Raw genomic sequence first — 23514 nt, 5'->3', positions numbered from 1 at the left:
AGTCTGAAATTTTAATTCAAGTTTATTACTTACTTCTCTGGGGAAGTTTTGGTTGATGTACTATACGTAACATCTCCCTGACTCCCTCTTCAATGACGGACACTGTTGTGGGGTTTAAGTTTTTTTGCTGCGCAAAAAGAACTTCTTTAGTTCTCCTCTTCCTTGCCTCCGACGAGGGAGAAACGACCGAGAGGAATGCATAAGGTTAGGGGAGCGTTGAGTTCGAGTGAGTACGTAGCATCACATCACATCAAACCACTCACACCCTCACAAATCAAATAACTTATCATAAATTTACGGAAGACTATAAAGAGCACATCTACATTGAAAAAACATAAAACCTTATTAATTATTGGCTTACTTCTCATTCCGCAGATGGTCTTGGTTCGCTGGCTGGCGAGTTACCCGCAACTGGTAGAGCAATATTATAGCAACGGATTGTATCCTATCATGTCAAAGGCGTCTCGATATGCTTTTGGCTGGCTGCCGTTTTCATTTGGTGAAATCATGTATGCTGTGCTTATTGTGCTCGCTTTGCGCGAAATTGTACTACTCATTAAAAACAAGTTTAGAGGATTTAAAACCTTTCTTCTAAAAATGCTAGCCATTACTTCTATAGTGTATGGTGCTTTTAATTTGCTTTGGGGGATGAATTATAATAGGCTTCCCTTGCACGAATCTTTAGGTATCGGTAATGAGTACACCACCGAAGAGCTAGTACAACTTACAGAGAAGCTCATTACAAATAGCAATAACCTCCACAATCAACTTGCCGAAGATGAAAATAGCCGAGTGGTTTATTGTGACAATACAGAAGGTGAAAGTACTTGTCTTCAAGAAATATTTAAGGGAACGCTTAATGGTTATGAGACGCTTAAAACTCAGTTCCCAAAGCTTAGTTACCCACCTCAGGGTATTAAGAATTCGCTATTGCGATACCCTCTGTCTATAATGGGGTATAGTGGTTATCTCAATCCTATTACTAATGAGGCGCAAATTAATGGAATGGTGCCAGCTCATCGATGGCCAGTGATTTCTTCACATGAGCAAGCACATCAGCTCGGTTTTGCAAAGGAAAATGAAGCCAACTTTATTGCTGTGATGGCAACGCTTAATAACGAGGATTTATATTTTCAATATTCAGGGAGTATTTTTGCGTTGCGCTATGCGCTCAATGATGTGTACAGCCGTGATAAGGAATTAGGAGAAGACTTGAAAGCACGTCTTAATCCAGGTATTTTAGTAAACTATCAAGACTCTAGAGATTTCTGGGATGCGATGGATAATCCGCTGGAACCACTGTTTGATCTGTTTTACAGCAATTACTTAAAGGCAAATAATCAACCAGGTGGATTAAAGAGCTATAGTTATATGGTAGCACTTTTGGTTAACTATGATCAGCGTTTTCCAGATACATTCTGATGTTAAAAGTCTCTTAAAAGTTTCCTAAACCTTAATAGAACGTTAATACGGTGGCTATCTTTAGGATCTAAACTTTCAACCTATGTTCTTTAAAAAATTACTTGTCTTTGGGCTAGTAAGCTGCTCATTTACGATGTATGGGCAAGATTATTTTCCAGCAAACGCTGGAGTCAAGTCCAAAAACCAAAATTACACGGTGTTCACAAACGCCACCATTCACACCACTCCTACAGAAACCATTAAAAATGGAACGCTTGTAGTGCAAGATGGAAAAGTGGTCTCTGTAGGCAAATCTTCATCATATGCAAAAAATGCTATTGTTATAGATCTTAATGGTAAACATGTCTATCCATCCTTTGTAGACATCTATACTAATTTTGGTATCGATAAGCCTAAGCGTGCAGGAGGATCTGGACGTGCTTCACAATATGATAACTCTCGCGAGGGAGCTTACTGGAATGATCACATCTTATCTGAGCAAGATGGATATCAAGATTTTAAATACGACTCAAAAAAAGCATCCGAATATCTTGAGGCTGGTTTTGGCGTAGTTGTAACACATCAACACGATGGTATTGCACGTGGTACAGGAGCGCTTATCGCACTTAATAATGATGGAAATACTGCAAACCGCGTGATAGAAGATCGCCTTGGTCAGTATTTCTCATTTGATAAGAGTGTAACCTCACGTCAGTCATATCCATCTTCTAAAATGGGAGCAACAGCATTACTACGCCAGTTGCAGCATGATTTAGACTGGTATGAGAAAGGAAATATAGACACTAAGGATCTTTCTTTGGAGGCGCTTTCGCGAAACAAAGGTCTTCCGCAGTTTTTTGAAGGTGATGGTTTATATGATGACCTTCGTATAGATAAACTAGGAGACCAGTTTGGTATCGACTATGTAATTATTGCCGGTGGTGATGAGTATAAGCGTATCGGAGAAGTTAAGGCGATGAATCGTAAGATGATTCTCCCACTTAAATTTCCAGATGCCTACGATATGGAAAACCCATATGCCGCCGAATATGTAGCGCTTTCTGATATGAAACATTGGAATCAAGCACCTACTAATCCTAAGGCATTACAAGATGCAGGCGTGACATTTGCACTTACTACATTCTCACATAAATCTCCAAAAGATTTTAAAGACCACTTGATGAAGGCAATCAAGTATGGTCTTTCTAAGGAAAGAGCGTTAGAAGCACTCACTACTATTCCAGCAACAATGATTGGAAAGAGCGGTCAGCTAGGAGTTCTTAAAACAGGAGCTTGGGCAAACTTTATGATTACTTCTGGAGAAGTATTTGAAAAAGACACAGAGCTTTATGAGCACTGGATTCAAGGTAACAAAACAGTTATCAAGGATATGAACACAGTTGATATTGACGGTGTTTATACCATGAATATTGATGGAGCAGCATATGAGCTTGAGATTAAAAATTCAACAGAAAAAGCAAAAGCTAGTCTCAAAAAAGAAACAGAAGATGTAAAAAGCGAATTTTCATATAGCGATGAATGGGTAACAGTAACCTTCCCTCAAAGCGAAGGAAAATTTGTACGTCTTGTAGCAAGAGCATCTGCAGATGGTCTAAGAGGTAAAGCAATTCTTGCAGATGGTTCTGAGAAAAACTTTACTTCTACTAAGAAAGCATTAGACGCAAGTAAAGATAAAGACGATAAGAAAGAAGAGGACAAACCTCTTACGGTTATGCCACTTACCTTCCCTAATATGGCTTTTGGTTTTGAAACAAGACCGACACAGCAAGATATTTTAATCACAAATGCCACTGTGTGGACAAATGAAGCCGAAGGTATTCTAGAAAATACTGATGTCTTAATAAAAGATGGAAAGATTAGTGCAATAGGTAAAAACCTTTCTGCTCGTGGTGCTATGGTAGTAGATGGTACTGGTAAGCATGTAACTTCTGGTATTATAGATGAGCACTCTCACATTGCTGCATTTGCAATCAACGAGTCTGGTCATAACTCTACGGCAGAGGTTCGCATGAGTGATGTAGTTAACCCAGACGATTCTGATATTTACCGCAATCTTGCTGGTGGAGTTACAGCTATTCAATTATTACACGGATCTGCAAATCCTATTGGAGGACAGAGTGCAGTAATGAAATTAAAGTGGGGATCACCTATTGATGAGATGGTGATTTCAGATAAGAAGTTTATCAAATTTGCTTTGGGTGAAAACGTAAAGCAAGCAAACTGGAATAGCTTCTCAAGATTCCCACAAACGAGAATGGGAGTAGAGCAAGTATTTGTGGACTACTTTACAAGAGGAAAAGAATACGAAGCAAAGAAAAAGAGCGGTCAACCTTATCGCATGGATGAGGAGATGGAAACTATTGTAGACATCCTTAATATGGATCGTTTAATTTCTTGTCACTCCTATGTGCAAAGTGAAATTAACATGACCATGAAAGTGGCAGAGCAGTTTGGTTTTCATATCAATACATTCACACACATACTTGAAGGATATAAAGTTGCAGATAAAATGGCAGAACATGGTGTAGGAGGATCAACATTCTCAGACTGGTGGGCTTACAAATATGAGGTAAATGACGCTATTCCTTATAATGCAGCAATCATGCATAGAGCAGGAGTAACCGTTGCTATTAACTCAGATGATGGTGAGATGTCTAGACGTCTTAATCAAGAAGCTGCAAAAATTCATAAGTACGGTGGTATCTCTGAAGAGGATGCTTGGAAAATGGTAACTCTTAATCCAGCAAAACTATTACACATGGATGATCGCGCAGGTAGTTTAAAGCCTGGTAAAGATGGAGATGTTGTCATATGGACGGATCACCCACTTAGTATAAAAGCGAGAGCAGAGAAAACGATTATAGAAGGAAAAGTATTTTTCGATATGAACAAGGACGAAGAACTTCGTAATACAGTACAACGCGAGAAAGCACAACTTACTGCAATGATGCTTGCAGAAAAGAATAAAGGCTTACAAACGCAACCTGCCAAAAAGAAAGAAAAACAACGTATGCATTGTGATACAGAACAAACACTTTACTAAGATGAAGACACTACAACAACTATTAGTAGCCGTTGTTTTCCTTTTAGGAGCAACTGCAAGCGCACAACAAACACCGGCCTCAGCGCAATCTGCTGCCTACACTATTACAGGAGCAACCGCTCACGTAGGTAACGGAACCGTAGTAGAAAATGCTACGATTGTTTTTGAAAACGGTAAAATAAGCACGATTCAAAGCGGAGGTGCAACCACTAAAGGTGAAGTCATTAATGCTACTGGAAAGCATATATACCCTGGTTTTATAGCTACAAACACTACATTAGGTCTTGTAGAAGCAGCGGCCGTGAGGCAATCTAATGATGATGATGAGATAGGTGAGTTAATACCGCACGTACGTGGTATTATCGCTTACAATGCAGAATCTAAAGTAGTAGAGAGCATGAGACCAAACGGCGTACTTATGGCGCAAATTCGTCCTGTAGGAGGTACTATTTCCGGTTCTTCATCTCTTGTTCAACTTGATGCATGGAACTGGGAAGATGCTGCTTATAAGACAGACGAAGGTATCTTTATGGACTGGCCTAGTTCTATGCGACGCGGTCGCTGGTGGTTAGGTGAGGAGCCAGGTTATAAACCAAATAAAAATTACAGTAAAGATGTAAACGAAATCAAAACTTTTTTCAATAATGCTCGTGCTTATGGAAAAGGAAACACATCAAAAAATCTTCCTTTTGAAGCGATGCGTGGTATTTTTGATGGAACTCAAAATGTATATGTCTCTGCAAATGATCAGAAGCAAATACTTGATGTGATAGCATTTGCAAAGGAGATGAACCTCAAAAATGTAGTTCTTGTGGGAGGATACCAGTCTTACAAAGTAACTGCAGAACTTGTAGCGGCAAATATGCCAGTAATTTTACAGCGTGTACAAGAACTACCTTCTATGGAGGATCACGATTATGATTTACCTTATAAGTTGCCTAAGTTACTTACAGATGCTGGTGTTACTGTAGCGCTAGGATACGACTCAGAGTACTGGCAAGTGCGTAATCTTCCTTTTTATGCAGGACAGGTTACTCAATTTGGTATGAGTGATGAAGATGCACTTAAAATGATTACAATGAATCCTGCAAAAATCATGGGAGTTTCAAACACTGTTGGGACACTTGAAGTAGGAAAAGATGCAACACTTTTTATAAGTGAAGGAAATGCACTAGACATGAGAGGAAACATTCTTTCGAGAGCATTTATCCAAGGGCGTGATATAAGTTTAGAGTCTCACCAGACCAAGCTTGCAAAGCGTTATGCAGAGAAGTATGGACAAAAGGAGTAATCCTTACTCTTAGTTATATTAATGAATAAAGCCCGAGCAATTGCTCGGGCTTTTATTTTGCGGTAGATTACTAATGGCTATTTAATCACTATACAACCTTTACCAGAAATTCGGCTGGAGTAGCTGTCTACTTGAAGTCCATTACCTTCATAAAGTGCGGTACTTTCAGATAGGTATTGATCTATATCCGCTTTCGCGAAAGCGAGACAAAACATACTAGGTCCGCTGCCAGAAATACCAAAGGCTATGCATCCATTTTTTTGAGAAATCGCTTTAATCTCATCAAAATGGGGAATCAATTGCTTGCGATGTGGCTCTACAAGTACATCTTTGATGCTTTCCTTAAATAATTGCTTATCCCATTCATAAAGCGAGGCAACAAAGCCTGCCAGATGTTGTGATTGTGCAATGGCATCCTTGAGAGGCACGTGCGTGGGTAAAATCTCCCTCGCTTCTTTAGTTTTAATAGTAATATGAGGATGTAAAATCCCGACGAAAACCGTATCCATGGGAGGTAATGCAATTACTTTAAATGGATTGTAGCCAGTAACGAGCGTGGTACCTCCATAAATGCAAGGAGCCACATTATCTGCATGCTCATTGCCACTTGCTAGTGCTTCGCCTTTCATGGCGTAGCGCGTGAGTTCAAGATTAGATAATGGCTGTTCTAAAAACTGATTAATACCATACACCGCACCTGCAGCACTTGCACTACTGCTGCCTATTCCAGAACCGGAGCGTATCTTTTTATGAATTTCTATTTCTACTCCAAAATCTGCATTAACGCCTTCTAGCATTGCATTACCCGCCACACCAGCCACATTATTATGAGCTTCCATTGGGAGCTTATCACCTGTAATTTCTGTAATCGTAACTCCGCGACCTTCAGTTTTTCTAAAAACCATCTCGTCACCTATACCCTCGAGGGCAAATCCTAGCGAATCAAAACCGCAGTTTACATTTGCCACTGTAGCGGGACAAAATACGCGTATCTCAGTAGGATTATCAAGGCTTTGTACCGTGGCTTTTTTATGCATTTCTTGAGACATATAATTATTATCTAAGTCTTATGATATCGCTAAAAAGTCCGCTGGCGGTAACGTCACCACCTGCACCTGCACCTTTTACTATGAGCGGTTGCTCTGGGTAGCGTGCAGTGTAAAATAATACAATATTATCAGAACCTTCAAGGTTGTAAAACGGACTATCTGCACCTACAGATTGTAAGCCTACGCTTGCTTTGCCACTATCTAACTGTGCTACATATTTAAGGCGTTTACCAGCTGCTGTAGCATCGGCAACTAGTTGTTCAAAGTGTGCGGCGTCTTCTTTAAGTGTTTCAAAAAAGTGAGGAACGTCTGTGCTTTCAAGGTTGTTTGCTGTGAGAAATGGAGTATTTACAATATCTTCTAGCTCTAATTCAAGTCCGCTTTCTCTTGCGAGTATTAGGATTTTACGAGCTACATCTACACCACTTAAATCAATACGAGGATCTGGCTCTGTGTAGCCTTCTTCTTTGGCTTGTTGAACTACATCATAAAAGCTATCACCACTTTTAAAGTTATTAAAAACAAAGTTTAAACTTCCAGAAAGTACTGCTTGTACTTTAGTAATACTATCACCAGACGCGATAAGGTTTTGTAAAGTATCTATGATAGGTAAACCAGCGCCTACGTTGGTTTCAAACTTAAAGGGAGCATTATATTTTCTGCTCAATCGCTTGAGATTTGCATAGTATTCTTGTTTTCCAGCAGCGGCAATTTTATTACAAGCAACTACGGCAATACTATTTCTCAAGTATTTCTCATATGCCATCGCTACTGGTTCGTTTGCAGTAATATCTACAAAAACTGAGTTGCGCTGGTTGAGTGCAATTACTTTTTCGCGAAAGCGTACAATATCTGCCTTTTCACCTTGAGCCAGCGCTTCTTCCCAATTATTTAAATCGATAGCTCGTTCTGAGACGAGCATCATTCTACTGTTAGAAAGTCCTAGCACTCTTATGTTAAGGTTAAGGTGGTCTTTTAGATATTTTTTCTGAGTGTTAATTTGATCTAGAAGTTTTGCTCCCACATTTCCTACACCTGTAATAAAAAGGTTGATTTGCTTTCTGTTTCCTTCAAAGAAGACTTCGTGCAGGCTGTTAAGCGCTTTCTTTACATCTTTCTCGGCAATTACTGCAGAGATATTTTTCTCACTCGCTCCTTGTGCAATGGCGCGTATGTTTACGTTGTTTTTGCCAAGTGTAGAAAACATTTTACCAGAAATGCCTTGATGACTTTTCATAGATTCACCAACTAGTGCAATAATTGCAAGCGAAGTTTCAACAATCACCGGGTCAATCTTTCTTAGCGAAAGCTCGTAAGCAAACTCTGTTTCTATTGCTGTTTTTGCACGCAAGGCATCTGCTTCCATAACACCGATACAAATGCTATGTTCGCTCGAAGCTTGGGTAATGAGTATCACATTAATCTGCTGTAAAGAGAGTACTTCAAAAAGACGTTTTGAAATTCCAGAAATACCCACCATTCCCGCGCCTTCTAGCGTGAGTAGCGCAACGTCACTTATATGAGAAATCCCCTTTATAGGGTTTCCATTGCTTCCTTCTTGCTCTCCTATACGAGTTCCAGCTTCTTCTGGAGCCATTGTATTTTTGATATAAATAGGGATGTTTTTACTAAGCGCAGGCACAATAGTAGGAGGGTAGAGCACCTTTGCTCCAAAATGCGATAACTCCATCGCCTCGTGATATGATATGTCCCGTATAGGTTTTGCCTGTTTTACAAGCTTCGGATTTGCAGAGAACATCCCACTTACATCTGTCCATATTTCTAGTTGGTCAACTTCTAGCGCAGCTGCAATTATAGCCGCAGTAAAGTCTGAGCCGCCGCGGCCTAGCGTACTTGTTTCTCCCGTAGCAGTACTTGCAATAAATCCTCCTAGGATGGTGATGTTTTGTGACGCTTTCGCGAAAAATTCCTTGATATTTTCATTAGTGAGATCATACAATACACTGGCTTTGGTATGAGTGCCATCGGTAATGATAACTTGTCTACTGTCTTTTAATGTAGCTTCAATCCCTTGATGGTTGAAGGCTGCCGTTATGATACGACTACTTGTAAGTTCGCCAAAAGCAGCGAGCTTGTCTAGTGTTTTAGGAGAAAGCTCGTTGATTAAGAAAATACCCTTAAGTAAGTCGTCTAAGTGCGACATAAGCGCACCTATATCAGCCATAACTATGGCATCACCTTCGGTAAGTGCTTTTGCAAAAGCTGTGTGTTTTTGGTGTATTTCTAAAAACACATCTTTATAGGTTTCATCTTTTTGAGCAGCAAGCGTTCCGGCTTTTAGCAATAAATCTGTAATTCCACCCACTGCCGAAACAACCACAGCTACTGGATGTGAAGCAGCTTGGTTATTTACAATGGCAATTACTTTTTCTATGTTTTTAACACTCCCCACAGAAGTGCCTCCAAATTTTAATACGCGCATAGTATGCAATTTTACATTTTCGCGAAAGCGAAAATGGTATGAATAAACTAATTAATTTTTGTGTGTGGAAGAGATCCTTGCTCGCGCAAGTAATAGATAGATGATATGTACGACTATAACCCCAACGGGGTAATTGTACCAATAGTAATAGTGGTAGTCAAGAAAATCGAAGTGTATTGTGTTGTTCTCATCTTGTTTATGATATGTTAAATGTAGTACATTTACCTAAGGAGGCAAGATGTAGTTCTGAGTTTTGAGGATATGACAATTCTAGTCTTACATCTAGCACGATACTGATAATGTGATAATTTGACGTTTACTTTCGTGAATATTTAATGAATTAAAGAACATTTTTCTTCATGAAGATGAAGAAACTACCTAATTATAGCTAAATGAAAATATACAGCGCCAAACAAATTTACGAAGCAGATAAAGCAACCATTGAAAAAGAAGGGATTCCATCTTATAATCTCATGGAACGTGCCGGTGGGTACGTTTATGAGTGGATGAACCAGCGTTTACAAGGGCAGCCGGTGCCTATAAAAGTATTTTGTGGTATAGGTAATAATGGTGGTGATGCACTTGTAATAGCGCGTTTACTCCTTAAGAATGGCTATAATGTAGATACTTATATAGTACACTGTAATGATAAGCGATCTCCAGATTTTTTAAAAGCGTATGATGCCCTCAAGAGCGAAGTAAAAAAATGGCCAGAAATCATTAAAAGTGCCGAAGACTTCCCAGTAATCACTCCACAAGATATTGTGGTAGATGGAATCTTTGGGATAGGCTTAAATAGATGTCCAGATGATTGGGTAAAAGCACTTTTTGTAAAAATCAACGAGTCTAAGGCTTACACACTTTCTATTGATATTCCATCTGGAATGTACTCAGATAGAGGACCAGCAAAAGAAGACGTAATTGTACATGCTACTTTTGTACTTAGTTTTATGTCTCCAAAACTTGCCTTTTTCTTACCAGAAACGGGTAAATATATCAATATGTGGGATACCATTGATATAGGACTAGATCCAGAATTTCTTGCAAAAACTCCTACCGACGTTACGCTAATTTCAAAACCTGAACTCCAGCAGATGTATAAGGGAAGATCACAATATTCACATAAGGGAATGTACGGTCATAGCTTAATTATAGGTGGTAGTTTTGGAAAAATGGGTGCTGTGCAACTTGCTAGTAAAGCTGCTTTAAGAGCGGGTAGCGGTCTGGTAACTGCTTATGTACCGCAAATAGGCGTTCCTATATTACAAACGGCACTTCCAGAAGTAATGGTGGAGACCGATAATTATAATGGAAAAGTGTTTGAAGAAATAGATTTTCAAACCGAAGCAAATGCGATTGCAATAGGCCCAGGAATGGGAACCGATGAGAAAACGGTAAGAGCAATGGAGTCTTTTTTAAAGAAGCAAAAACAACCATTAGTGATAGATGCAGATGCGATTAATATCATCTCAAAACGACCATCACTTATGGAGCAAGTACCTCCATTATCTATTTTTACGCCACATCCAGGTGAGCTTGAGCGTTTGATAGGGAAGTGGGATGACGACTTTGATAAGCTAGAGAAAACAGCAAAATTTGCCAAAAATCATAATGTCATTATCGTAATTAAAGGTGCTCATACCATTACTGTTTATGATATGAGACTTTATATAAATACTACTGGTAATCCTGGATTATCTACTGCTGGTACTGGAGATGTGCTTACAGGAGTTATCACTGGACATATAGCTCAAGGTTACCACCCTATGGAAGCCGCTATGATGGGAGTTTATTTTCACGGACTTGCAGCAGATGTTGCCGTAAATCAATATGGAATAGAAGGACTCATAGCAGGTGATGTGACAGAGTTTTTAGGAAGAGCAGTAATGAGTCTCTTTGAAAAACCAGAGCAAGAAGGTGGGGCAGCACCACAGCAATAATTTATAGATATATCAAAAAAAAAATGGATAGCGTGTAAACGCTATCCATTTTTTTATACATGAAAGTTGTCTTATTCTGTAATCGCTACAGGAAAAGAAACTTGCACATCTGTCTCTCCTCCAGCATTACCTAAAGTTCCATCGTTAGGCTTTGTAGGCTCATGACGTAGTGTGATAGTAAGTGTACCAGAACCTGCAGTAGCGCCAGTTGTAAGTGTAACTTGAGTTCCTAGTGGATTACCGTTACCATCAAAATCCTCATAAGTCACAGCAGCGTCAAGGCCTGTACTAGGAGTATAAAACACTTGGTGCTCGTCAGATTCTTCTACTACTTCTTCGGTGATATCCTCGGCTGGGCTTTCTGTTTCATTCAGAAACTCAATACTGCCATTGTAGACAGTACTTACATCTAAGTCACCAGATACTGTTACTATAGGTGCATTAGGTCCATCTCCATCAAGATCTTGTGATGTAAGAACGATAGTGTCAGTACCTGAAGTTAAGGTAAGAGAAACTGTTGTTATAATTTCTTCTTCATTTATAATTTCTGGTATTGTTCCATCATCATCACTAGAACAAGCTGCAAGGCTAATAGCAGTAAGGGCGATAAGTGTGTAATTTCTAAAGTTTTTCATTGTTTGTGTGTTGTTACGCTTTCGCGAAAGCGTGATATTAATAATTAATTTTAAGTTGTAATAATACATTTCTACCTAGATCATCTGCAAAGTAGCGCTGGCGATTTAAGTACTCTCTATAAGAGGTGTCAAATAGATTATTTACCATTAACCCTACATTTAGTTTACTCTTATTACTGATTGCAAAATCAATGGAGCTTCTAAAGTTGAGTAGATGATAAGCATCGGGAGGTGTACTTATATCTACTAACTCTGTAGTGTTTGTTTCTGGTATAAAAACGTCAAAATTTGTATCTGGAAATTCATTTTGACGAAATACATAGTTACTTTCAAGTGACAGCTTTAAGTTATTTACCTCTGGAATACGGTATGTAATCGTATTACGAGTACTTGCCGAAGGCATATTAATTAAAGCACGGTCTAAAGTTTTATCCTTCCCTTTTACCAGTGAAAACTGGTTAGAAAATTCAAAACGATCTGTTACCTGAACGTTGTTATCTATGTCAAAACCTAACAGTCTTGCTTGTGTCTGTCTATACTCCCATACAGGAAAACTACCTCTTATAGTTTGCTGTACGCCTGTAGGCTCTATAAGGATAAAATCCTCAATAAAGTTTGCAAACGGGGCAATAGTAAAACTCCAAGTATCTGTAGATCTTGTAAAATTCAATGAAATTTTATTTGCGACTTCTTGATTAAAACTTAGATCACCTAGTTCTATACGGGCAGCACTCTGGTGTAATCCATCAGAAAATAATTCTGATACATTAGGCGACCGTGAAGCCAGCGCATAGTTTAAGGAAACTGTAGTCGCATCATTTACCTCATAAGAGGCTCCAGCAGTTGCCGAAAAGTTGTGATACTCAAACTCAGGTTTGACAAAAATTTGATTCTGAAATTCTTCGCGCTCAAACTGAGGGAATTGAACATCATAACCTCGGTCTTCCCATAAGCTTGTTGCATAAAACTTTTCTGCATTGATGCGGTTATAATCAAATCTAGCACCAGCTTCTAAAGTCCATTTACCAAAGTTTTTAGAACCTAACGCATATACACCAAAATCAAAAGCTTGGTAATCTGGGATAAGTCTTCTCACTCCGGTAGACGGATCAGGAAAATGATCTTGATAATTACCAGATACTCCCACTTTTGCATTGATGGAATTATCTGCCGTATAATCAAAGTCTATTTTCCCTCCAAAAGTTTCTAGTTGTAAATCAATAGAAGGTCTTAAGTCATCACTATCGCGACGTATATCAAACTCTAGTCTGTTGTTGCGCTGGTAATCTACTTGAGCGCTCAATTTTCCAAAGTTATCAAAGCGATAGAATGATTTAAGTTTTGCTATCTGGTGTGTTACTTCTTGTCTAGGGGCCTCAATATCGTATGTAAATGGCTCTACCACAAATGGCTCTTGGCTATTTATTGCAACCGAGAGATCTGAAGCATTACCTACGTGTGATGAGCGTAAAATACCAGACTCTTTGTCAAAAATCGAGTAACTACCCTCCACACCGTAACGGTATTTATTAACTCCTAAACGTACAGATATATCTTTCTCTGAAAGTGCTGTATTACTCAATACATAATCTGGTGCTTCTGCATCTCCAAAACGTTTTAAAGTCCCGTTTATGCCTCCGTACCAGCCATTGTTATAAGACTTTATCAATGAAGTTGTAATAGAACCTCCACGACCATTGGTCGCGCCGGTAATAATAGTTCTCCCAAAAATTGTGTCTTTAACAGGTACTTGCTCAGGTTCTATAATTATAGTACCACCTATAGCATCACCGCCATATTGTAAACCGGCAGCTCCTTTAATAACAGTGACTTCACCAGCTGCATTCACATCAATATTTGGCGCATGTTCTACACCCCATTCTTGATCTTGTAAACGCGTACCTTCTGTAATGAGAACAACCCTACTAGAGTGTAGTCCTTGTATTACTGGTTTTACTACAGAGTTACCTGTGTTTAATGAAGTGACACCGCTTAGACTTTTAAGCGCATCACCTAGTGAGGCTGCACTGTTACTTTCTAGAAAATCATGGTTTACAATAGCTTCTGTCGCTGTGCGACTTTTACTTTTATGAGCATGTGCTACAACTTCGACATCGCCTAGTGACTCTAGGTGATGTTCCATGTTGATATTACGAGTAGTATTGCTGTTTACATCTACTTTTACTATTTGAGTTTTACATGCAGGATGCGACACTTGTAGCGTGTAATTGTTTGTACAAAGTCCTGTAATAACATATTTGCCTAGGCTATCAGTCATCACAGCATCTTCAGACCCGGCAACTATAATAGTTGCACCAGATAATACTTCATTATCATGCAGGTCTATAATATAACCAGATAGGGTATAGGTACACTCTTGTGCTGTACTCGTAATACTCAGCAAGGCAATGCTAAGCCATAAATAAAATTTCATATAAAATTGTTTTGCTAATTATTGAATGTAATTCAATGCTTAACAAAACGGGGGACCACGATCTGAGGAACTTAAGATGGTGGTTGTGTATGATGTCTGTAATAAAACATCTACTTCTTTTGAGATGTGTATGGTGGGTGATGGGTACGCTTTCGCGAAAGCGTAAACTCCAGCCTTTACAATATGCAAATCACCAAGATCACAATCTAGTTTTGATTCGTGAACATGCACATCTCCTGTGAATTTACAGGTATCATAATGTTCATGGTTTGCTGTGCTGTGAGAAAAAGAAACTACAGCAGGCAACAAGAGAACAAGCATTGTAAGTAATGCTATAAGTCTTATAATAATAGAGTTGTCTTTTTTCAAGCTTTCTTTGAAAATAAAAATCCTAGTCCCATTCTTGAGACCATTTTAGTAGCGAACGCTTTGAAGAACGCATACTGACCAAATATCCATCCAAATATCACCAAAAGAACTTGATAAATGGGAAAAATTAACAAGATTCTAACAGGCCAATAAATCCATCCATTTGTAGCGTCTTTTCCTAAACCTATAAGTTCCATTAAGGGGTTTGAAATACGTCCAGCAGTAGATCCAGTAACCGCAAATGCTAAAAATATAGCGATAAGTTCCCAGCGATACGTCACTCCCCATCGTGAATATAGTTTTTTAAATAGCCAAAGCGTTATCCATATAATTAAGAATGTAATAGGCAAGCTAAGTAATATAGTGGCTATGGGAACTGATGTTTCATAGGCAGGAATATAAATAGCTCTTGCTATTAAGTATCCTGAGAAAAGAGCGGCAATTAATCCAAGTACCACATGAATAAACTGCCAATTTTGAGTGATTTCCCAGCGTTTTTTAAAGTCTTTCATAACGCTGCAAAAATACGATTATCGTAGTTTCTGATTGTTGCGTTCTTGGAAAAATTCAAACCAATTATATAATAGGTAATTAACTTCATACCCATAATCGGTATTAGAATTGTAATCTATGCGCTGGATGTATAGATTAGGGTCGTATTGTGATATGTTATTTACTCTGTTGTTATATTCAGTGACATAAAACCTATTTTTATTTTCTAAGAAAAACTGCCCATAAAACCCTCTAGGTCTTTGTGTAACTAGCCATGTATTAAACCCTGGTTCTATAATAATAATTTCATATTCTAGGCTGTCATTTGCAATGCGTACTGTGTCTGATGTATTATCTGCAGTATTGCCTATATCTTTTGTACCACTTGTAGTTGCGCAACCTATTATGGTTGCGGTAAGAATTGCTAAGTAAATTATCTTTTTCATAATCTTAAAGTTAAAGATTTTACCTGTGATACAGGTTTGTTTTATCGTAGTATTAACGATAGTACTAATTGTTATACCGTGTAAACTTACTAAGCAGTAACCTTTATTTAAAGCTATAATGAGTAAAGGAGACCTCTCAATGAGGGAACAAAAAAAGAGTGCCTGAAAAGGCACTCTTTATATATGAATAAATGTTTAATGGATTATTTTCCAAAAAGTCCTCCTAGAAGGCCTCCTATACCACCTTGTTTTTTATTGCTTCCTAGTACCATTCCTGCTACGTCATCTAAGATGCTTCCATCTCCATCTGCATCTAGTAGGGTAGTGATTAAGCTTTGGTTTTCTTGAGGTTGACCACCTAGCATGCTGCCTAGTAGTGCACTCATACCAGTACCATCACTTACGTTATTTTCTTTAGTTTGCTTTCCCAATACTCCCATAAGTATAGGCGCAGCAACTTTTAATATTTGAGCTACAGACCCGGCATCTACACCAGACTTGCTACTCAATGCATTTTCAACAGCAGGTTGTTTGTTTCCTAAAAGGTGTCCTAAAATTCCAGCACCATCATTTACTACGTCATCACTAGGTCCTCCGTTACCCATAAGGTCTCCAAGTTGGTCTAAAATACCACCACTGTGTTTTCCTGATAAAGCGCCCATTAAACCAGCTGCTCCTTCTGGTGTCTGTACGTTTTTCTTCATAGCTCCCATAAGTACTGGAAGTGCCATGCTTAAAACCTGTGCAGTTGCACCTTCAGATTGTCCTGACTTTGCACTTGCTCCGCTAATAAGAGATTTTCCTATATCACTATTTAATAAATCTAATAATCCTGCCATCGTTGTTATTTTTTAATGTTTACAAGATTCAAGGTACAAAATATTATAAGTCCTAAAATTACACATATAAAAAAACCACCCTTACGGATGGTATTTTTAGAATCTTGTCGATTATAGACAGTTTTAAGTCGATAAACAGTAAATTTTAAATTAAATGTTGGTGCTTACTGCATTTAAAAAAGGTGCTGTTACTTAAGGATTTCGATGATTTGCTCTGCTAGCTCTGTACCTATACGATCTTGTGCTCCACCAGTTGCTGCTCCAATGTGTGGAGATAAACTTACTTTAGGATTCATAAGCACTTGTACCGCTGGAGTAGGTTCGTTTTCAAAAACATCTAAACCTGCAAATGAAAGTTTGTTGCTATCTAAAGCAGCTACAAGTGCTACTTCATCTATAACCCCACCTCTTGCAGCATTTACAAGTGCAGCGCCATCTTTCATAAGATCAAACTCTGCTTTACCTATTACATAGTCTTTTTGTGCAGGAACATGAAGTGTTATAAAATCTGCAGATTTTAAAACTTCCTCTTTTGATACAGAAGTAAGATCAAACGCTACTGACTGTCCGTCAAAAAAAGGAACAGTAACTGTCGCTTTTTCTGTAAACGGATCATGAAAGATAACTTTCATTCCAACTCCCAAAGCAATTTTTGCAGTTTCTTGACCTATACGCCCAAAACCAATTACACCTAGTGTTTTACCACGTAGCTCGGTTCCTTTCGCGTAAGCTTTCTTTAATCCTTTAAATTTTGTGTCACCTTCAAGTGGCATATTACGGTTAGAATCAAATAAGAAACGAACTCCGTTAAACAAGTGAGCAAATACGAGCTCTGCCACAGATGCAGACGATGCTGCAGGTGTATTAATTACATGGAGTCCCTTATCTCTGGCATATTGCACATCAATATTATCCATTCCTACGCCACCACGTCCTATGATTTTTATGGATGGACAAGCGTCAATAAGTTCCTTACGTACTGTGGTAGCACTTCTTACTAAAATGACATCAATCTGTTTTTCATTAATGTAGTTTTCCAGTTGGTCCTGAGCAACATTTGTAGTAATTACTTCAAATCCTCCAGCTGTAAGAGCGTCTACTCCCGTTTGTGATATTCCGTCGTTTGCTAATACTTTCATCGTAAATGCTATTATATGCGGTTTAATATTGTTGTTTTGTCCTTGTGGATCTAAGCTTTTCTTTCTAGTTCGCTCATTACGTCTACTAGTACACCTACACTATCCATAGATAAAGCATTATACATAGAAGCTCTGTAGCCGCCTACACTTCTGTGACCATTTAAACCATTAATGCCTGCTTCTTTCCACATGGCATCGAAGGCATCTTTAAGATCACCATCTGTAAGTGAGAATGTAGCGTTCATGGTAGAACGATCTTCTTTGGCAGCAAATCCTTTAAATAGTGGATTAAGTTCTATCTCACTATAAAGTAATGTCGCTTTTTTATTATTGATTTCTTCAATCGCTTTTACGCCACCTTGTTCTTTTAACCAGCGCATAGTAAGCATTGAGATATATACTGCATATACAGGAGGCGTATTAAACATACTTCCTTTACTTATGTGCGTTTGATAATCCAGCATAGATGGAATCTTACGAGTCACTTTACCAAGAATATCTTCTCTTACTATAATAAGTGTAGTTCCTGCTGGTCCCATATTTTTCTGAGCACCTGCATAGATTAGGTCAAATTGATTAAAATCAATCTCTCTAGAAAAGATATCACTACTCATATCACATATAAGAGGACAATCTACCTCTGGGAAGTGCTTAATTTGTGTCCCAAAAATAGTGTTGTTACTTGTGAGGTGTAGATAGTCTAAGTTTTCTGGAAGTATAAATCCTTTAGGGATGTAATTGAAATTTGCCTCTTTACTAGATGCAACCTCAGCAACTTCTCCAAAAAGTTTTGCCTCTTTGATAGCCTTATCACTCCAAGTTCCAGTATTTATATAACCAGCCTTAGTTTCTAGTAGATTATAAGCGACCATTAAAAATTGCATACTCGCTCCACCTTGTAAAAAAAGTGCTTTATAGCCTTTACCTTCTAAGCCTAGTAATTCTAACGCTAGATTTCTAGCCTCGTCCATTACATCTACAAAGTCTTTACTTCTATGGGAAATCTCTAGAATAGAAAGTCCAGAATCATTAAAGTCTAATATAGCCTGTGATGCTTCTTTAAAAACATCCTGAGGTAAAATACAAGGTCCTGCGCTAAAGTTGTGCTTCTTCATGGTGTGCGTTTTTATGCGTTTTGTGCTTTACAAAGATGCCCAAATCGTTAGAAAAACCCACAGATAAATTGATAAAATATTGGCTATAATGTTGTCAAAAATGTAATAGTATCAACCCCATCTGCATAATCATAAAGCTCAGGTTTCTGAGTTTTTCCAATAGGAGTGAGTTCTTTAACTTTATCCTCTAGTGTAGTATTACCAACGATGCATTGAATACGATCTTTATCTATTTCAAGCTTTTCAACTAGGCTTTCTAGAGACTCATATTTCTCATAAAATAGAGTCGCAATAGGTGAGCCGTAGCTTCCATCTTCCTTAAGCATTAAGAAACCATTCTCTAAGAGCTCAAAAAGGCTCATTAGATATACCGCCTTGTTGTAATCATAATTATTGGCATATTTTGCACCATTCATAATATCGCTCCAGTGATAAATAGCTTTAAAAAAGGCATTAAAATTGTAATCTTGTGGTACATATAATTTTGATACATTACGGCATCCTAAACCGTAATACCTAAATATATCTTCACCTAGTGCAACAAGCTCATCTTCTGTTTCATTACCAGTAAGTACGGCAACAGAATTTCTGTTTTTACGGATAATGTTAGGCTTTTTACCAAAGTAATATTCAAAATACCTAGCCGTGTTATCGCTTCCCGTTGCAATCACTGCATCGTAAGCTGGTAATTTATCTTCAGTGAAGCTTATGGTTTCCTTAAAAGCAGGTTCTGCATATTCTAGATATTTTGCAAGAAAGGGTAGGAGGTGCTTATCATTAGACGATTGTTTTCCTACAAATTTATGCCCAGCAATTAATACGCACATAAAGTCATGAAAGCCTACTAATGGAATATTACCTGCCATGATTACGGCAACGGTTTGTTGTGATTGCGCTTTCGCGAAAGCGGTATCATACCCATCAAGCCACTCAGTAAGTTTTTCTTGAGTAAGTGACTGTGCCCAGCCTTCTAAAGCGAAGAGTATATTTTCTTTAGTGAACCAGCCGTTGTTTTCACTAGCTAGTTTAAACTGATGCTGCATTCCGTCAAAGAAGAGATCATTGTGTAATACTCCTTCTTTTTGGGCAATTGAGTCACGTGTAAACTGACTTAAAAATTTTCCTAGCTCAATAAAAGCGTTAATTCGTAGTTGAAGTGTCATAGGTTTTGGCAAATCGGTGTCTAGGCGTTATTTTTGTGCAAAGTTACCCAAAAAGAAAACTATGGCAATTATCATAACAGACGAATGTATAAACTGTGGAGCTTGCGAGCCTGAGTGTCCTAACACTGCCATTTACGAAGGCGCAGATGACTGGCGCTATGCAGATGGAACAGACCTAGAAGGAAATGTTGTCTTACCTAACGGAAAAGAAGTAGATGCAAATGAAGCACAACAACCTGTGAGTGATGAGATTTACTATATCATTCCAGATAAGTGTACCGAATGTAAAGGTTTTCATGACGAGCCACAATGTGCTGCAGTATGTCCAGTAGATTGCTGTGTACCGGATGATGAGCATGTAGAAACAGAGGAGGTATTGCTAGCAAAACAATCATTTATGCATAAAGATGCATAAGTATCATGCTCTATAAAACAACAAAGCCATCCCGTAAGGATGGCTTTGTTGTTTTAAATAACCGCTAGAAGTTCTCCAGTAATATTATGGATAACTTGCTGTAATCTTCTAGCATAGTCCAGCAACGCTTTAATTTCTTTAATCGTGGCAGGTCGCTCTTTGTTAAAAATAAGTAGCTGATCTCCTTTTGATTCTATGTGGTAATAAGGATTGCTCTCTAAGAAATGAATAAGCTCATTAGAAAAGAAACTCTTAATGGCATACTCGTTTTCTCCTAATAAAAAGAATCGATTAGAAAAATCTGTATGGCCATCAATGTTGATGTCATTCCACCCAGTTATTGCATAAAACTTTTCTAAAAATCCTTCTTTATCTATTGTAAACGATGGAATAGGAGTAGGCAAGTCTATGGTGATCATAGTTGAGCGTACGGTTCCCTGTGCTATAAATTCTCCTTCGGAATAGATAATATCAAAAAGATGCAGCACATTATCATCATCCTTAAACTCGTTATATGAGTGATTTATATGTTTTGTCTGGAAATAAAGGAAATCTGTAAGCTCATGAACATCTTCATTTTTTTCTGGATGATATTCTAGATTATAGCTTTGAGCAAGTTCTTCAAGTGATACTTGGCGTTTGGTTTTACTCTTTGTAAACATCTTAGGCACTGTTATCATCTTGCGAAGTGCAAAAGGATGAGCAGAGTCTGTATCATGCATGTCTAAACCTACAACCTCAAAGTGCCCACCTTTTTTACTGAATACTTCTTGAAAGTCGTGAAGATTCTCCATGACTGTGTGATCTACAAAGCTACATTTTGAAAAATCTACTACCACATCCTGGCTCTCAGGAATAGCTTCGAGCTTTTGTTTGAGTTTGTAAAAGTTTAAAAAAGTACAAAAGTGTTTTACACTCACATAATAGTTACTTCCTCCTTTGTCTCCAGTTTCTTGGAACATCAACACGTTAGGCTTAAACATGTTTCTAAGAAATAGCCCTGTGCTTTTATTTAAAAGAATATGAATGATAAATGTGATGACAATACCTGCTAGAATACCAGATATAAGATCTACAAACAAGGTAGTTAGTAATGTAACAAAGAAAATAAGTACTTGTTCTTTTCCTATGGTAAACATCTTTCTCACAACTACAGGTGAAGCAAGCTTATATCCTGTATATACAAGAATAGCCATTAAAGCCGGCAATGGAATACGTGTAAGTTGTGTGCTAAATAATGCAATAAAAATAACTAAGAATGTAGCGTGGCTAAAGTTGGCACTTCTATTAGTACCTCCATTATTTACATTTACAGAACTTCTAGCAATTACAGTAACCACATTAAGTCCACCTAGAAACCCAGAGCCTACAGTCGCAAGACCTAAGGCCTTGAGGTCACGATTAATATTTGATCTACGTTTGAGGGGATCTAGCTTGTCTACTGCTTTTATACTAAGCAACGATTCTATACTTGCGATGAGGGTAAGTGACAAGACACTTGTCCAGAAGGTAAATGTCCCAACAGACCCAAAATTAGGTATAGGTAAATCCTCTACGATATCTCCTAGTGCTGGGATACCACTTATCATATATTCTTGAGCAATAGGATTAGGTAAACCAAGTACAAGCTCATAATAATAACTAAAACCTATAGAGAGTAACACGATCCACATAGGTGCAGGGACGAGTTGTAAATATTTGTTTCTGATTTTTCCATAAAAAATCATGATTGCAAGACTGCCTACGCCAAAAATAGCGGCAAAGATGAGTCCTGTATCTGTATAACTGAAAACGCCAATAATTGAATTTGGGATTTCAAGTAGATAGTCAATGCTCCCGTCGCGTGTAATTTTATTCCCGAGCATGATGTGGAACTGCTTTCCTAGGATAATAAGACCGATGGCGGCTAACATCCCTTGTATGGCAGAAGAGGGAAAGAAATCTGCTAGTTTTCCCATACGCAGAAAACCTAACAACATAAGTAGTCCGCCAGAACAAATAATAGCAGCATAGGTGCTTTCTAAGCCTAAAGCTGTAATTGCTATGAGTACTACTCCCACAAGACCATTTCCGGGTCCTGTAATGGTCACATTACTACCACCAAGTATGGAGACTAGTATTCCTCCTACAACAGCAGTAATAATTCCTGAGATAGGCGGAGCCTCACTAGCCATTGCAAGTCCTAGACCTAATGGTAGTGCAATAAGACTTACCACGAATCCTGAAAAAATATTTCGCGGAAGCGTTTTAAAAAAATTATTTATGGAATTCTCTTTTGGACTCATCGTACAATTAAAACATCTGTAGGGAGTTCTGTGAGAATATGCTCAATATCATGTGGAAATAAACGATCCAAAAATGATGTTTTTGATGGGGCGTTCATGATTAATAAATCTGCTCTTACGACCTCTGCATAGTGACCGATGGAGTATCCTCGTTTTCCAAAAATGGCTTGAGACCTTGCATCTACACGTTGCTGTATTTCTTTAGGCACTTTATTTATAATTTGCTGTACTCTGCTTTCCTCTCGTCTACGCAGTTTTTCTTTAGCAATATTTGCTCGGCGTAGTGAGGTATCATCATCTACATTTACGTGAATTTCGTTCTCAGTAATTTCTTCTACGATGGTCATTTTATCTGCACTCAGACCGTGAGCAACGTAAAAGGCAGTGGTAATGGTTTGTTCTGTTTTTGGATCTTCAAGCCCATTTACAACTACATGTTTACACGGAATACGTGTAACAGAGGGATTGATAAGTAAGAGCACAGAGCAAGAGGCACCTCGCGTTATTTTTCTGGCAATAGACCCTAAGTAGTAATTGACAAAATTTTCTCTTTGAAGGGCACCAACAATGAGTAAATCAATCTTTAAAGTACTGGCAGCTTCTATCATCACTTTAACAGGGTCTCCAGGCTTAAATACTATTTCAGATTTAAGACCTTCTTGATGAAAACTAGTGAGTAACTTCTCAAAAGATTGATGTTTCACATCTGTATGATCACCTACGTGAATCACTACTAACGTTGCATTAAAATGAATACATAGTCTAGCAGCCTCGTACAAGTTTGCTTTGAGGTTAGGAGAGAAGGTGGCGCCTACGCCTATAATTTTAAAGGGATTGGGACTCACAGAGTCGTTTAGTTTTATGAGTGAGTCAAGGTAACATAATTATACATAACAATGATGTATATCCTGACTTTCCAGATATGATGACAACAAGCTGTTGTAAAACATAACATCCAGATGCTTGAACATCTGGATGTTATTATAATGTAGTT

The 23514-nt window shown here is 38.2% G+C and carries 18 protein-coding genes; 5 read left to right on the top strand and 13 right to left on the bottom strand.

The features are described 5' to 3' along the window. Positions 1-324: 324 nt before the first annotated feature. The 3 genes from JM84_RS11010 to JM84_RS11000 all read left to right on the top strand — a co-directional run bounded on the left by JM84_RS11010 (position 325) and on the right by JM84_RS11000 (position 5756). Positions 325-1422 (top strand): DUF3810 domain-containing protein, encoded by a 1098-nt coding sequence (locus JM84_RS11010; RefSeq protein WP_013751925.1) that lies wholly within the window; start codon positions 325-327, stop codon positions 1420-1422. 82 nt (positions 1423-1504) lie between these two features. After that, positions 1505-4465 (top strand): amidohydrolase family protein, encoded by a 2961-nt coding sequence (locus tag JM84_RS11005; RefSeq protein WP_013751926.1) that lies wholly within the window; start codon positions 1505-1507, stop codon positions 4463-4465. Position 4466: 1 nt separating this feature from the next. Then, a complete protein-coding gene (locus tag JM84_RS11000; RefSeq protein WP_041295702.1) occupies positions 4467-5756 on the top strand; it encodes an amidohydrolase family protein in 1290 nt (429 codons plus the stop codon). A gap of 77 nt (positions 5757-5833) precedes the next feature. Here the strand turns inward: JM84_RS11000 and JM84_RS10995 are convergent, their stop codons facing one another. Together JM84_RS10995 and thrA are read right to left on the bottom strand one after the other, a co-directional pair. Beyond that, positions 5834-6805, bottom strand: coding sequence for a homoserine kinase (locus JM84_RS10995; protein WP_013751928.1), 972 nt, complete (start codon positions 6803-6805; stop codon positions 5834-5836). Between the two features lie 7 nt (positions 6806-6812). After that, a complete protein-coding gene (gene thrA / locus JM84_RS10990; protein WP_013751929.1) occupies positions 6813-9248 on the bottom strand; it encodes a bifunctional aspartate kinase/homoserine dehydrogenase I in 2436 nt (811 codons plus the stop codon). 392 nt (positions 9249-9640) lie between these two features. On the opposite strand from thrA, the gene JM84_RS10985 reads away from it, so the two are divergent. After that, complete coding sequence (locus tag JM84_RS10985) at positions 9641-11188, top strand: bifunctional ADP-dependent NAD(P)H-hydrate dehydratase/NAD(P)H-hydrate epimerase (RefSeq protein ID WP_013751930.1); 1548 nt, start codon at positions 9641-9643, stop codon at positions 11186-11188. Between the two features lie 71 nt (positions 11189-11259). Here the strand turns inward: JM84_RS10985 and JM84_RS10980 are convergent, their stop codons facing one another. The 9 genes from JM84_RS10980 to JM84_RS10940 all read right to left on the bottom strand — a co-directional run bounded on the left by JM84_RS10980 (position 11260) and on the right by JM84_RS10940 (position 19820). Next, complete coding sequence (locus JM84_RS10980) at positions 11260-11823, bottom strand: hypothetical protein (protein ID WP_013751931.1); 564 nt, start codon at positions 11821-11823, stop codon at positions 11260-11262. Between the two features lie 37 nt (positions 11824-11860). Next, entirely contained in the window at positions 11861-14257 is a 2397-nt protein-coding gene (locus tag JM84_RS10975; protein WP_013751932.1) for a TonB-dependent receptor, read from the bottom strand. A 39-nt stretch (positions 14258-14296) separates the two neighbouring features. Further along, positions 14297-14626: a hypothetical protein gene (locus JM84_RS10970; RefSeq protein ID WP_013751933.1), complete on the bottom strand. Its 330-nt coding sequence runs from the start codon at positions 14624-14626 to the stop codon at positions 14297-14299. Then, the gene (locus tag JM84_RS10965; protein WP_013751934.1) at positions 14623-15138 is read right to left on the bottom strand and encodes a DUF6787 family protein; all 516 of its coding nucleotides are present in this window, start codon (positions 15136-15138) and stop codon (positions 14623-14625) included. The genes JM84_RS10970 and JM84_RS10965 overlap by 4 nt, the downstream gene beginning before the upstream one ends. Before the next feature lie 18 nt (positions 15139-15156). Then, entirely contained in the window at positions 15157-15564 is a 408-nt protein-coding gene (locus JM84_RS10960; protein WP_013751935.1) for a DUF6146 family protein, read from the bottom strand. A 203-nt stretch (positions 15565-15767) separates the two neighbouring features. Continuing rightward, entirely contained in the window at positions 15768-16403 is a 636-nt protein-coding gene (locus JM84_RS10955; protein WP_013751936.1) for a DUF937 domain-containing protein, read from the bottom strand. A 188-nt stretch (positions 16404-16591) separates the two neighbouring features. Further along, the gene (locus JM84_RS10950) at positions 16592-17542 is read right to left on the bottom strand and encodes a D-2-hydroxyacid dehydrogenase (protein ID WP_013751937.1); all 951 of its coding nucleotides are present in this window, start codon (positions 17540-17542) and stop codon (positions 16592-16594) included. 50 nt (positions 17543-17592) lie between these two features. Next, positions 17593-18657 (bottom strand): 3-phosphoserine/phosphohydroxythreonine transaminase, encoded by a 1065-nt coding sequence (gene serC / locus JM84_RS10945; protein WP_144784248.1) that lies wholly within the window; start codon positions 18655-18657, stop codon positions 17593-17595. 83 nt (positions 18658-18740) lie between these two features. Then, complete coding sequence (locus tag JM84_RS10940; RefSeq protein WP_013751939.1) at positions 18741-19820, bottom strand: acyl-CoA reductase; 1080 nt, start codon at positions 19818-19820, stop codon at positions 18741-18743. A gap of 61 nt (positions 19821-19881) precedes the next feature. Between JM84_RS10940 and JM84_RS10935 the strand changes: the two genes are divergently transcribed. Next, positions 19882-20235, top strand: a complete 354-nt coding sequence (locus tag JM84_RS10935) for a 4Fe-4S dicluster domain-containing protein (protein WP_013751940.1) — start codon at positions 19882-19884, stop codon at positions 20233-20235. 53 nt (positions 20236-20288) lie between these two features. On the opposite strand, the gene JM84_RS10930 is transcribed toward JM84_RS10935, so the two are convergent. Together JM84_RS10930 and JM84_RS10925 are read right to left on the bottom strand one after the other, a co-directional pair. Continuing rightward, on the bottom strand, positions 20289-22520 hold the full coding sequence (locus JM84_RS10930; protein WP_013751941.1) for a SulP family inorganic anion transporter: 2232 nt from the start codon (positions 22518-22520) through the stop codon (positions 20289-20291). Next, complete coding sequence (locus JM84_RS10925; RefSeq protein ID WP_013751942.1) at positions 22517-23365, bottom strand: universal stress protein; 849 nt, start codon at positions 23363-23365, stop codon at positions 22517-22519. Before JM84_RS10925 ends, JM84_RS10930 begins: the two co-directional genes overlap by 4 nt. Positions 23366-23514 lie beyond the last annotated feature (149 nt).

The sequence above is a fragment of the Dokdonia sp. Hel_I_63 genome (genome assembly GCF_007827285.1).
Taxonomy (GTDB): Bacteria; Bacteroidota; Bacteroidia; order Flavobacteriales; family Flavobacteriaceae; genus Dokdonia.
The sequence above is the reverse complement of the archived record's forward strand: the minus strand, read 5'-3'. Positions and strand labels throughout refer to the sequence as shown.